This is a genomic window from Aeromonas sp. 601027, from assembly GCF_049174455.1.
GTDB classification, from domain to species: domain Bacteria; phylum Pseudomonadota; class Gammaproteobacteria; order Enterobacterales; family Aeromonadaceae; genus Aeromonas; species Aeromonas veronii_A.
In genome coordinates, this window is the sequence record NZ_JAAKTN010000004.1 from 74,199 (window position 1) to 86,806 (window position 12,608).

General features: G+C 59.2%; 12 protein-coding genes. 6 read left to right on the forward strand and 6 right to left on the reverse strand.

Annotated features, from left to right (window positions below; translation table 11 throughout):
* Positions 1-111: 111 nt before the first annotated feature.
* From nhaC to melR, 3 genes are all read left to right on the forward strand, one after another.
* A complete protein-coding gene (nhaC, locus tag G5193_RS07010) occupies positions 112-1,575 on the forward strand; it encodes a Na+/H+ antiporter NhaC (RefSeq protein ID WP_421205577.1) in 1,464 nt (487 codons plus the stop codon).
* 1 nt (position 1,576) lies between these two features.
* Positions 1,577-2,758, forward strand: a complete 1,182-nt coding sequence (locus G5193_RS07015; protein ID WP_421205579.1) for a MalY/PatB family protein — start codon at positions 1,577-1,579, stop codon at positions 2,756-2,758.
* 193 nt (positions 2,759-2,951) lie between these two features.
* Positions 2,952-3,872, forward strand: coding sequence for a transcriptional regulator MelR (melR, locus tag G5193_RS07020; protein WP_421172683.1), 921 nt, complete (start codon positions 2,952-2,954; stop codon positions 3,870-3,872).
* A 50-nt stretch (positions 3,873-3,922) separates the two neighbouring features.
* Here the strand turns inward: melR and G5193_RS07025 are convergent, their stop codons facing one another.
* The 5 genes from G5193_RS07025 to G5193_RS07045 all read right to left on the reverse strand — a co-directional run bounded on the left by G5193_RS07025 (position 3,923) and on the right by G5193_RS07045 (position 10,029).
* The gene (locus G5193_RS07025) at positions 3,923-5,509 is read right to left on the reverse strand and encodes a hypothetical protein (RefSeq protein WP_421205581.1); all 1,587 of its coding nucleotides are present in this window, start codon (positions 5,507-5,509) and stop codon (positions 3,923-3,925) included.
* Positions 5,510-5,567: 58 nt separating this feature from the next.
* Positions 5,568-6,968, reverse strand: coding sequence for a melibiose:sodium transporter MelB (gene melB / locus G5193_RS07030; RefSeq protein ID WP_216952768.1), 1,401 nt, complete (start codon positions 6,966-6,968; stop codon positions 5,568-5,570).
* Between the two features lie 44 nt (positions 6,969-7,012).
* Complete coding sequence (locus G5193_RS07035) at positions 7,013-8,365, reverse strand: alpha-glucosidase/alpha-galactosidase (RefSeq protein ID WP_421172679.1); 1,353 nt, start codon at positions 8,363-8,365, stop codon at positions 7,013-7,015.
* A gap of 202 nt (positions 8,366-8,567) precedes the next feature.
* The gene (locus G5193_RS07040; protein WP_421172677.1) at positions 8,568-9,077 is read right to left on the reverse strand and encodes a GNAT family N-acetyltransferase; all 510 of its coding nucleotides are present in this window, start codon (positions 9,075-9,077) and stop codon (positions 8,568-8,570) included.
* A gap of 130 nt (positions 9,078-9,207) precedes the next feature.
* Positions 9,208-10,029, reverse strand: a complete 822-nt coding sequence (locus tag G5193_RS07045; protein ID WP_201937502.1) for an HDOD domain-containing protein — start codon at positions 10,027-10,029, stop codon at positions 9,208-9,210.
* Positions 10,030-10,198: 169 nt separating this feature from the next.
* Here G5193_RS07045 and G5193_RS07050 point away from each other — a divergent pair, with 169 nt between their 5' ends.
* Entirely contained in the window at positions 10,199-10,462 is a 264-nt protein-coding gene (locus G5193_RS07050; RefSeq protein ID WP_042658108.1) for a hypothetical protein, read from the forward strand.
* A gap of 100 nt (positions 10,463-10,562) precedes the next feature.
* Here the strand turns inward: G5193_RS07050 and G5193_RS07055 are convergent, their stop codons facing one another.
* Positions 10,563-10,709 (reverse strand): hypothetical protein, encoded by a 147-nt coding sequence (locus G5193_RS07055; RefSeq protein WP_302055900.1) that lies wholly within the window; start codon positions 10,707-10,709, stop codon positions 10,563-10,565.
* Positions 10,710-10,999: 290 nt separating this feature from the next.
* Here G5193_RS07055 and G5193_RS07060 point away from each other — a divergent pair, with 290 nt between their 5' ends.
* Together G5193_RS07060 and G5193_RS07065 are read left to right on the forward strand one after the other, a co-directional pair.
* Positions 11,000-12,220, forward strand: coding sequence for a PAS domain-containing protein (locus G5193_RS07060; protein WP_216952764.1), 1,221 nt, complete (start codon positions 11,000-11,002; stop codon positions 12,218-12,220).
* Positions 12,221-12,235: 15 nt separating this feature from the next.
* Positions 12,236-12,607, forward strand: a complete 372-nt coding sequence (locus G5193_RS07065; protein ID WP_421205756.1) for an anti-anti-sigma factor — start codon at positions 12,236-12,238, stop codon at positions 12,605-12,607.
* The last annotated feature ends 1 nt before the right edge of the window (position 12,608 follow it).

Below are 12,608 nucleotides of genomic sequence, written 5' to 3' on the forward strand. Positions count from 1 at the left end.
CGTTCCAGAACACCATGTAACCGGTTACATGGCTAGCGTGCAAGGCTCACATTTCCACCAGGCTGCTCGCCCCACAATGGCGCCATGTTCTGAAGCGATGGATCAACTGTGATGAAACAAGAGAGAAAGACCCTGACCCTGGGGCTTGCCACATTACCCATTCTGGTGATGCTGGGGCTCCTGATCGTTGGCTATGTTCTGATGGGATTGCGCATTGAGCCACTGCTCCTGCTGTCCGCCATCTTCACAGCACTGCTCGCCTGCTGGCAGGGATATAGCTGGGACGAGATCATCCAGTCCATCGTCCAGAAGCTGGCCAAGGCGATGCCGGTCATTCTGATCCTGGTCTGTGTGGGTGGATTGATTGGCAGCTGGATGTTCAGCGGCACCATCCCTTACATGGTCTATTGGGGGCTCAAGCTGATCAGCCCGCAATACATTCTCATTGCGGCCTTCTTCATCACCAGTCTGGTCTCGGTCTGTACCGGTACCTCCTGGGGATCAGCGGGCACCGTCGGGGTAGCCCTGATGGGGGTTGCGCACGGTCTGGATGTTTCGCTGGCAGCGGCAGCCGGGGCGGTGGTGTCAGGCGCCTATTTCGGCGACAAGATCTCTCCTCTCTCCGATTCGACCAACTTCGCCGCCATTGTGGCCGATACCACCCTCTACGCCCATATCCAGCACCTGCTCTGGACCACGCTGCCCAGCTTCCTGCTGGCTGCCGGCGTCTTCTTCGTCGCCGGTTTTTCAGTCATCGGTGAAGAGGTGGCCACACCGGAGAAGGTCATCACCATCCTGTCCACACTGGAGCAGCTCTACCACTTCAATCCTCTCCTGCTGCTGCCCCCGCTGATTGTGCTGTGGGGGGCGATCGCCAAGAAGCCCACTATTCCCTTGATGCTGCTGGCCAGCGCCATCGCCATTATCCTCGGGATTACGTTGCAGGGATTGCCGCTACAGTCCGGTTTCAATGCCCTGATCGACGGCTTCAACCTCACCATGTTCACCCCGCTGGGTCATGACGTCAGCCAGCTGCTCCCCGATATCCCCCGCCTACTCAATCGCGGTGGCATGTTCTCGATGATGAGCACCATTCTACTGGTCTTCTGCGCCTTCTCCTTTGCCGGTGTACTGACCCTGACGGGGGCGCTCGACCTCATCATCAATCGCCTGCTGACCCTTATTCACTCCACTGGCCAATTGATCGCCTCGACCATTGCCACCACCCTGCTGGTCACCGGTGCCACCAGTGACGGCAAGCTGGCCCTGCTCATCCCGGGCGAGCTGTTTCAGGACGCCTACCGTCGCATGGGGCTGGATACCAAGAACCTCTCCCGCACCATAGAGGATGCGGGCACCGTGATTGAGCCCCTGATCCCCTGGACGGCTGCTGGTGTCTATATGGCGGGCACCCTTGGCATCCCGACGCTCGATTACCTCCCCTGGGCCATCCAGTGCTATGCCGCCCTTTTCTTTGCCCTGGGCTACGGCTTTACCGGTATTGGCATCGCCCATGCAGACCGGAAAGAGGTGACAGAGGAGCCGCGGACCATGACAGTGGCGGAGGAGCGATAAGATGCCGGAGCACAACTTTGACCAAGTGATTGATCGCCACAATACCAACTCCATCAAATGGGACTGTATGCCCCAGTACCTTGGCATCGACGGCAGCGATCTGCTACCCATGTGGGTATCCGATTTCGACTTTGCCTGTCCACCAACCGTGCAGCAGGCACTGCAACGGCGGGTCGCCCACGGCGTATTCGGATACAGCGAGCGACGGGATGACTACTTCAGCGCCATACAACAGTGGTTTGCCCGGCGCCATCAGATCACCATAGAACGGGAGTGGATCCACTCCGTCGAGGGGGTGATCCCCGGCATCTCGCTGCTACTGCAAATGCTGACACAACCCGGAGAAGGGATTGTTGTCCAGGGCCCCTGTTATGGTTCCTTTGCCAAGATCATCGCGCTGAACGAGCGACGACTGCTAGATAACCCGTTGCTGCGAAAAGGGAATCGCTACGAGATGGATCTGCCGCAGCTGGCACGTCTCTTCATGGTGGAGCGCCCCGCCATGATGATCCTCTGCAATCCCCACAACCCGACCGGCAGGAGCTGGACGTTCACCGAGCTCTATGAACTGGCGACCCTGTGCCAGCAGCACGGCGTGACGCTGGTATCAGACGAGATCTGGGCCGATCTGCAACTGGCTGGCCATCGGCACACCTCGGTGCTCTCCCTGCCGCCCCATTTGCTGCCCAACATGGTGGTGGCGACCTCTGCCAGCAAGAGCTTCGGTCTCTCCTCGCTGCGCATCTCCAACTTCATCATCCCGGATCCTGCGCTGCGCCAGCGCTTCAAACAGCGTCTCGATGCCCATGGTCTGGATGTATTCAATGCGATCTCCATGGAGGCTGCCACTGCGGCCTATCAGCACGGCGAGGCATGGCTAAACGGGCTGCTCGCCTATCTGACAGATAATCGCCACTGGTTTGCCGAGCAACTGGCAACCCGGTTGCCCCGTCTGCAACTGATGGAGGCCGATGCCACCTATCTGGCCTGGATCGATTGCCGCCAGCTGGAGCTGGATGACGATGAGCTGAAACAGCGGCTTATCGAAGAGGCGAGAGTTGTCCCGTCGATGGGGATCGGCTTTGGCAAAGGGGGGCAGGGCTTTATTCGCCTCAATCTGGGCTGCCCGCGCAGCTATCTGGAACAAGCACTCACCGGACTGGAGCGGCTGGTGTCCAGATAAAATCGCAGAGCAGGGGACAACAGGGGTAGAGCATGCCGCCCCGCTGTCTCCTGCATCCCCCAACTGTGAGTTCACCGGCAGTTTCCCGCTCTGGTGCACCACAAGATGCAATAACGGAACGACCGCCACAGGCAGAGACTCGGAATGGTGATACAAACAGGGTCTCTTCAATCCACCTGATAACGATGCCTGCATGATGACGAAGCTTGAACGCCCCTACTTTTCCAGCGTGCACGAGACCGATGAGGGGCTAAGCAGCCCCCTCTCGCTCTACTCCGTTTATGAGGCGATCGATGTGGAACTGCGGGCTCCCCACGAGATGGCCGGTTACCACTGGCATGGCCAGGTGGAAGTCAACATCCCGTTCGACGGTGATGTGGAGTACACCATGAATGGCCAATCCTTTACCCTGGCGGCAGGGCATGCAGGGTTGTTCTGGGCGGCCATCCCCCATCAGCTGACCCGTATCGGCCACTGCTCGCAGATGGGCCTCATCAATATACCGATCCATCTGTTTCTCTCCTGGCCCATCAATCGGGAGCTGCTGAATCAGGTCACCCATGGCGGCGTACTGCAGTCGCGATCAGCCATGCTGGTGAGCGAGTTTGAACTGACCCGCTGGGTCACGGAGAGCCGGATGGATGACCCTGGCCGTCAGCAACTGGTTGCCGACGAGATCTGTCTGATGTTGCGGCGCCTAGGGCTGGATGGCTGGAGCCGCCTGCTCGCCAACCACAGCAATCAGGGGACGACGACGGGTGCCTCAAAACACTCCCAGTTCCATGTGCAGCAGATGCTCGAATACATTGCCGCCCACCATGATGCCCCGCTCACCACCAGGGAGCTGGCCGATCATGTTGGGTTGCACCCCAACTACGCCATGGGGCTGTTTCAGAAGGTGATGCAGATGAGCATCAAGCAGTACGTCACCGCGATGCGGATCAACCATGCCAGAGCCCTGCTCAGCGATACCGACCGTACCATCCTCGATGTCGCACTGACGGCAGGTTTCAACTCCAGCAGCCGCTTCTATGAGACCTTCCAGCGTTATCTGGGGCTGACACCGAGTCGCTACCGCCAACTGAGTCGGGAACGGGCCAACTCTTCGCAGTAAATTCCCAAATAAAAAAGGGGCTCACGCCCCCTGACTCAATCTCTCCCCGCTTAGCGGGACGGTACCGATACATTCACTCGTCCACCCGGCGGCACAGTCACCTCGACCGCACTCACAGTGACTCCGTTGAGGCGCTGCATACGCGCCTTGCGCAGCTTGCCATCCACCAGCAGGAATCCGTGGTTGCCCGGGAAGCGGGCCTCCCAGAACAGCGCGCGCGGCCCCGTGTTGCCCAACTTGCTGGCGGTAACGCCCTCATGGCGCAGTGACAACCGGTGGGCCCCGACCGGCAGTTGCTCGATGGCTACCCAGTCGATGAAAGCGGGCAATCGGGGCAGGGTTGCCACCCGGTGCGCGGCCGCATCCGGCTCAACCCCCATCATCCCCTCCACGGTCTGCGACACCAGCGTAAAGGAGATCTCCGGATAGTCGCCATTGGTGCCCTGACTAGGCCGCTCATGGGGGAGATTTCGCTTGGCCAGAATGTAGCGCATCCAGCGCCACGCCTCCTCGTTGCGCAGATATGGGAAATAGGTATCCGGCAAATAGGTGTAGGCCTCGATGTTGGCAGGTGCCTGCGGTGTTGTGCCGATCCCCTCGCCCACCATCTCGCTGATATAGTCGAGATAGCGGTCATTGCGCGGCCCCGGCTCTGATAGCTGCTTCATCGGAATAAACCAGCTGTTCTCCTTGCCAAAATCGTTGCGCTTGCTGAGATTGCTGTCGAGGATGCGGGCATAGTGGCCCTGCTCATCCCCGGCAACCCGGCTCCACTCCTCGTTGAAGTAGCGCTTCAGCAGCACCGCCTTGCGCTGCCAGACTTGCGCCGCCCGCTTTTCACCGCGAGCCTGTAGCATAGCGGCATAAGCCAGCGTCGCCTGATACTGGGAGCCGATGGCATCGGCTGCCTCTATCGGGTGCTCACCCCGCTCGTTGTAGGTGCAGGATCCCTGGAAAATACCTCCCTTGCCCTCGGCGATCCCGTTGGGGTGCTGCTCATCATGCAGCGCGATGAAGTCGGTCAGCACCTTGCCGTAAAAGGACCACAGCTCGGGATCCTCGATATAGCGGCGATCGCCGCTCCAGAGGTAGGCGTGGTAAGCCTTCTCCACCAACTCGAACTGGGCGGGCACCTCGCGCACGAACCAGCTGTCGTCCTTGTAGTCGATGGTGTGGGGAGAGCCATCAAAGTTGAAGGCCCAGAGGGTATACCACTTGCGCGCGTCGGTGGCATTGCGAGCAAACACCTTGAACATCGAAAAGTTCTCGGCGCGCCAGCCAGCAATCTCGGCACCGGCAACCTGATGGGCAAAGTCGCGTCCGTAAAAGGCCGTGCGATCGTAATAGCCGGCCCAGTAGGAGGGGATGTAGTCATGCAGGCCGGTGCCATCCCCCTCCGGGTGGTACTCGTCCTTGTTGGTGACGCCACGCTGGCCGGTCATGATGAACTGCGCCGTTTTGGCGGCCGCCCAGTTGAATCCTTCCGCCAGTTCGGTGCTGGAAGAGCTGAGATGCACGGCCGGTTGCGATGCTGCCTCCACTCCGGCGGCGACCGCCGGCTGCGCACAGAGGGTAGCGATGCCTGCCGCCATCATGGCGCATGAGAGACGGGCCCGGCGACTCATTGGATATCCCATGTTCAACTCCTTTGATGATGAACGCCGACCCCAAGGTCGGCGTTATAGGTGAAAGAGATCAGCTGGCCGCCGCCTGCGCCTGCTTGGCCTCGATACTTTCGGATTCATATTTGCACATCAGATGATCTACCACCTTGCTCTGGTAGTGGCCGTTGAGCTTGTAGAAGCGGAAGTAAACAAACAGGGTCAGGGCAAAGAAGATGGCCGGCAGCACCACCATGATGGCCTGCATGCCGAAGAGGGTTTCGGCACTCTGCACCGCATTGGGGACATAACCGACCAGAGTCAACATGACACCGATGAAGAAGCCGGCGAAGGCCGAGCCAGCCTTGACCACCATGGTCTGCACCGAGTAAGCGATGCTCTCGTTGCGGGTGCCAAGCTTGTACTCGCCATAGTCGACCGTGTCGGCGACCATGATCACCTGTAGCACCCAGAACAGGGCGGTACCTATGTGGAGCAGGATGCCGGAGAGGATGATCAGCGCGACATTCTGGGGAGCAATGAAACCGATATACATCAGCATCAGGCAGCTCGTTATGGGGCAGAGTGAGGCCAACGCCCAGAGCACCCGCCGCGAGATGAAGCGGGCCAGCCGCGGGAAGATCATCAGGGTGATCAGGTTGGCGATGCCCCCGTACATCATGAAGCTGGGAAAGAGGGACTCCTGACCAATCACATAGGTAAAGTAGTAGATGGCGAAGGCGGTGATGGTGTTGTTCGCCACGTTGTAGCAGAGCGCCATAAACAGCACGCTGGTGAGCTGATCGTTGCGGAAAATAAGCTTGACCGAATCCATGATGGTGGTGCGCTGCTGACTGACAGTGGGGGTCGCGGCCGAGCTGTAGCGCTCCTTCACATTGCGCAGGGTGACCAGGGTCGAGACAAGAAAGAAGGCGACCAGGATGAAGGTGAACATCAGAAAACCGTGGGCCTTGTCCCCCTGGCCAAAATAGTCCACTACCTTGAGGCCGATGGCACCGGTAATAAGCCAGGAGAGACTGGCAAAGAAGCGGGGATAGGGAACCAGTGCCTCGCGCTCGTGCTTGTCGATGGTCAACGTTGGCACCAGCGACCAGAAGGGTATATCCATCAGGGTATAGGTCATGCCCCACAGGATGTAGGTGATGGCCACATAGACGAGCAGGGCCGTCCCTTCGAAATAGTGGGCACTGAACACCATCACCAGGGCGATGGAGTTGACCACTGTACCTATCAGTATCCAGGGTTTGAACTTGCCCCAACGGCTGCGGGTATTGTCGACAATCCACCCCATGATGGGGTCATTGACCGCATCCCAAATCCTGGCAATCAGAAAGATGGTGCCGACGAAGGCAGCCGACACCCCCACCACATCCGTGTAATAGAACATCAGGTACATGTAGACGATGCCGATGGCAAAATCCTTGCCGAAGGCCCCGAAGCCATAGCTCAACTTGGTTTTCAGCGAGACGCTCATGGTTTATCTCCTTGGGGGTTAAGCCCCCCGCAGGGGGCTCTTGCTCAGCCGTGAATCCACTCCGGCAACCAGCCGCGGTGGGCTTCAATCAGTTCGTCGATCAGGGCGTAGATCTCGTCCATGCCAAGCACTGCCGCCGTGTGGGGATCGAGCAGGGCTGCATGGTAGATGCTTTCCCGCTTGCGCTCGGTGATCGCCTCGGTGACCAGCGCCTGCACGTTGATGTTGGTGCTCATCAGGGCGGCCAGATGGGTTGGCAGCCGACCGATGGCGGTGGGCTGAATGCCGTTGGCATCCACCAGACAGGGCACCTCCACGCAGCAGCCATCCGGCAGGTTGGTAATGAGGCCGTCGTTTCTGACGTTGCCATAAATGACGCTGGGCTCACCGCTCCAGAGGGAGTTGATGATGACGCTCGCATACTCGTTCGATTCGGGCACCTCGACCCGTTCGGCCTGACGATAGGCAGTGAGGTCATCCTGCCAGCGGGCAATCTGCTCGACGCAGCGCTTGGGATACTCGTCGAGCGGCACCTTGTAGCGCTCGATGAGATCGGGGCGTCCCGGCTTGATGAAGTAGGGGGTGTACTCGGCAAAGTGCTCGGAAGATTCGGTAACAAAGTAGCCAAACTTCTTGAACAGCTCGTAGCGCACCAGATTCTGGCAACGCTGGTTGTGGTGCAGGCCGGGTTTGGGGGCAGTCCCCGCTTCATAGGCAGCCAGCAGCTCGGGATAGAGATTGACGAATTCGCCGCTCTCCAGCTGATGCTCAAGGGTCAAATAGAAGGCCATGTGGTTGATACCGGCACAGCGATAACGCAAGGTCGCCGGATCGATGCCGAGATCACGGGCCAACTCGTGCGCCGTTCCCTGCACCGAGTGGCACAGTCCCACCTGCTTGATATGAGGGAACTGTTGATACATGGCCCAGGTGTTCATCGCCATCGGGTTGACGTAGTTGAGCATGGTGGCGTCGGGGCACACCTCGCTCATTACCTCGCACACCCGCCAAAGATTAGGGATGGTGCGCAGTGCCCGCATGATGCCGCCGGGCCCAAGCGTATCGGCAATGGTCTGTTCGAGACCGTGGCGTTTGCACACCTCGAAATCGGTCACGGTACAGGGCTCGTAACCGCCGATCTGGAAAGCAACGATGACAAAGTTGGCCCCTGCCAGCGCAGGTTTCAGCTCGGTATGGCAACTGAGCAGCCCCTTGGCACCGCTGGAATCCATCAGCTTGCGCACCACAATCTGGGACTCTTCAAGCCGCTGTGGATCTATGTCCATCAGGGAGATGTTGGCATTTTTCAGGGCCGGTTTGTGAAACACATCGCCCAGGATGTTCTTCACAAAGATGGTAGAGCCTGCGCCGATAAAGGTGATATTGGGAGTTCTCATGTCCATTGCTCCAATGACGGTGAAACCAGTGTGCCTACTATGCAGGGCTGGTCCCGTCAGGTGCGTCTCGCTTACGGAACAGAGACTCCCAAAAACTCATTTTTGATGGGCTGGCTGACAAGATCTTAGGAAACGGGACACTTGTTCCCGAAAGTGGGACTCCCTTCTCCTGGCATCGACCGGCTCGCAGACAGCCGGAACGTTACTCCGTTACCCCGGATTCGAGCAGCAGGCACTCATCGGCATCTTCGCTCAATTTGACCAGTCGACTGTGCACCAGCCCCAGCTTGGCCAGCAGGCCGATGGATCGCTCGTTGCCCGGAGTGACGATGGCAACTACCTGCCCGATCCCCAACCGGCTTTTGCCATCGGCAAGGGCGGCCTGCGCCGCTTCAATGGCGTAGCCCTGGCCACGATATTGCGGCAGGAAGGCGTAACCGATATCGACCTGCTCCAGGGTATCGCGCTTGATCAGACCGCAGATACCGAGGCTGGCACCGTCATCCTTGCGCTCCACCAGATAGAGCCCGTGACCATAGCGGGCATAGCTGACTGCCGGCCCCTGCTGGATATACTCCTGCGCCTGTTCGAGGGTGCGAATGCCCCGATCACCGATGTAGCGATAGAAGTCACCGTCATTGAGCAGCTCAAGGATGAAGGGGGCGTCGGTGGCGATCATTTCGCGCAGGATCAGGCGGGAGGAGGCAATCATGGCAAGGGCTCTCAAACGGAAAGTGAAGGGCAAAGAGTGCCCCGTCACTCCCGGGCTGGCAAGCCTGTGGCACCATCACTCATACAAAAGGGGCCGCAGTGCGACCCCTGACGAGATGGGAGAAACGGGCTCAGGCGGCCAGCAGTCCGGCATAGCCGTTGCCCTGCTCGCGCAGCGCAGTGAACTGGGCAGCGCAATCGGCCCAGCTCAGCCCCAACGCATCTGCCACCTTGTGGGGCCACTCAGGGGGCGCCTCTTCCCCCACATCGGACTGGGCCGCCAGCACAATGGCCAGATGGATCAACCCGGCCTCGGCGGAAAATACCTTGGCCAGCATGGGATTGTAGTGATACTCCACCGCATTGCTGATGGTATCGGGAAACTTCCAGTAACGAGCCATGGCCGCCCCGACCTGGGCATAGTTGAAGCCAACCACCAGCTCTTCTGCCTTGGCCCGCCCCTTGTGCAGCTCCAGATCGTGAATGTGGTGGACAGTGTTTTCAGGCAGCCCCACGTGCATCACCAGCCGGCCAAGATCGTGCAGCAGAGCGCAGGTAAAAACCTCATCTCCCTTCATCCCTTTCTTCACCGCCAGACGGCGGGCCAGTTCAGCCACGTTGAAGACGCAGCCCCAGAAATGTTTGAGATCAATGCCGGGCACGGCCTTGACCGATTCGGTGAGCCCGCAGGCCAGCACCATGTTGCGCACCATCGCCAGTCCAAGCCGCACCGCGGCTTCATTGACGGTGCCGATCTGACGACTGCTGCCGAATTTGGCCGAGTTGGCCAGCCGCAGCAACTTGGCGGAGATGACAGGGTCCTTGTTGATCAACTTGCTGATCTTCAGCAGATCCGGATCCTTTTCATTGAAGGTCTGGATCAAATCGCGCATCACTTCCGGGATCTGGGGCAGTAGCTTGGGCTCGGCCAGCAGGGAATCTATCGTGGGCATAGGCGTGTCCATCCATGTTATCTGTGTTCCAACCTGTTTGCCTTGGCAAACTCTTCCTAATTATGGGTAACAAATGGCCTCCTCATCGGATTGTTTATTCGCTGGCCATTCAAGGTGTTAGTCACATTCAGGCTATACTGGCCGCCACATTCACTGTTGCGGATATCCCATGAACGACACTCAGGAATTTTTTGACGAAGAGACGCTGCTGGAGATGGTGGAGAACCAGCTCAACGATGGTCACCCTCCCCATGTGAAGGCGACCCTGATGCGGCTGGTGATGAAGGGCACCCCGCGGGAAGAGGCGTTGCAATATATCGCCTGCGCCCTAGGGGCCGAGCTGATGGCGATGGAGGCCGATCAGGGCCCCTTCAATCTGACCCGCTACGGCGAATTCCTCGACAGCCTGCCCGAGATGCCGTGGGCTGACTGATAACCGGAGCTGACCAAGGCGCTACGCCTTTGCATGACTCCTTCAAAACAGAAGGGCGGGCGCCAATGGCCCCGCCCTTGTTGTATGGATCCGCTCCGGATCAGAACTGGGAGTTGATGACCACCTCTTCCCCCAGCGCCCCTGCCAACGGCAGTGGTCGATAGCTGGAGTTGGCGGCCCGCAGCAGCCGAATGCCGCGAATGCCGACCTCCTGCGCCGCCTTGATATCACCGTAGAAGAGCGTCATCGGCTTATCCTTGAGCCACTGCACCTTGGTGTTCTGCCCCGCTGGCCACCGGCGAAGATCACCGGATTGAGCTGGTCGGCCGGAATATTCATGGTCTGCTGCAGGATCTGGCTCACGGTCTCGGTCTTGGTGGCTAGCCCCCCATTTTATCCGCCCGGGATAAGCCTCCACCAACCAGGATATGACAAGCCTGTTTTGACCCTAGATATCGGCTGGAAGAGCCAGAGTGGGCTATAACTGCTTAACACCCGCTATTGATATCAAAATCAACGACTCTCTCTGGAGATGCCATGGACGCGCACACTTCCTCTTCCAATACCACAGGTTCGGCCCCTTCCACTCATCATGCCGGGATAGACACCCTCGATCAGGTGCTGGTACGGCTCGAACTCTCGCCAGAGGGGCAGATCCTTGATGCCAACCCGCGATTTCTGAGCCTCATGGGCTACACGCTAGATGAGCTCTCCGGCAAGCACTACGGCATGCTGCTCTCCCCGGACCAGGTGCAATCCGCCACACATGACACCTTTCAGGCCGCACTGCGCAGCGGCTCCTCGCAGGAGGACGAGCTTCACCTGCTGGACAAGCCGGGACGGGATGTCTGGATCCGTGGAGCCTGCAGCCCGGTTCTGGATGACAATGGACAACTATCTCGTATGACTCTGTACGCCATGGATCTGACCGGGCAGAAGCAGCTCACGGCCAGCTTCGAGGGCCAGCTCAATGCGCTGAGCCGGGTCATGGGCAAGGTCGAGTTTTCGCTGGAGGGCACCATACTGGATGCCAATCCACGCTTTCTCGACATAGTGGGTTACCAGCTGGAAGAGCTGAAAGGGCAACACCACAGGCTGCTGGTTGACCCAGACTACGCCCAGTCGGCGGATTACCTCGCCTTCTGGGACACGCTGCGCCGGGGCGAGTTTCTGGCTGGCGAATTCTGCCGCCTGAACAAGCAGGGACAGGAGGTATGGATCCAGGGCTCCTACAACCCCGTGCTGGATCTGAACGGCAAGCCCAGTAAAATCGTCAAGTTTGCCACCGACATCACGGCGCAGGTGGAGCAGCACCGCCAGCTCAAACAGGCGATGGTGGAAGCGGAAGAGGCCGCCAGAGTGCGCGAGGAGCTGCACAAGTCTCTGCAAGAGATGTCGACCCCTGTCACCCCTATCTGGGACGGGATCCTGCTGCTGCCACTGGTTGGGATCATCGACTCCATGCGCACTGCCGACGTGATGAACAAGTCGCTCACCAAGATTGCCGAAACCCGCGCCCGGGTCTTTGTGCTGGATATTGCCGGAGTCGCCACCGTGGACACTGGCGTCGCCAACCAGCTGATCAAGATCACCAAGGCGACCCAGTTTATGGGCTGTGAAGCCATCATCTCGGGAGTCTCCCCCGCCATTGCCCGTACCATGGTGGAGCTGGGGGTGTCGGTCGGTGACGTCCGTACCACAGCGACCCTGAGAGACGCCTTCGAAATAGCGCTCAAACGGGTTGGCTCAGCCCTCTAGGTCGCGGCAATGACCATGCAGCTCAACAACGATCTTGGCATCGCCGATATGGCCGACTGCATAGTAGTCAGCATGCGCCCCGATCTCGGAGACGACGGCATGCAGATGCTGATGCAGGCCCTCTCCCAGCGACTGGTACACGGGCGTCACCATGCAGTCTTGCTCGACTTCTCCGGCGTCATGCTACTGGATCACCATGAATTCAGACAGGTTTGCAAACTTGCCGAGGTGTGCCGTCTGTTGGGTGCCACCTGCCTGCTGGTAGGGCTAAATGCCGGGATCGCCGCATTTCTGGCGCTAGCCGAGGCACAGCCCGGGCCACTGCGCTGCTTCATCGACATGGACGACGCTTTTGCCCATGCCAGCCGCCTCCAGGGTGAGGAGTAAA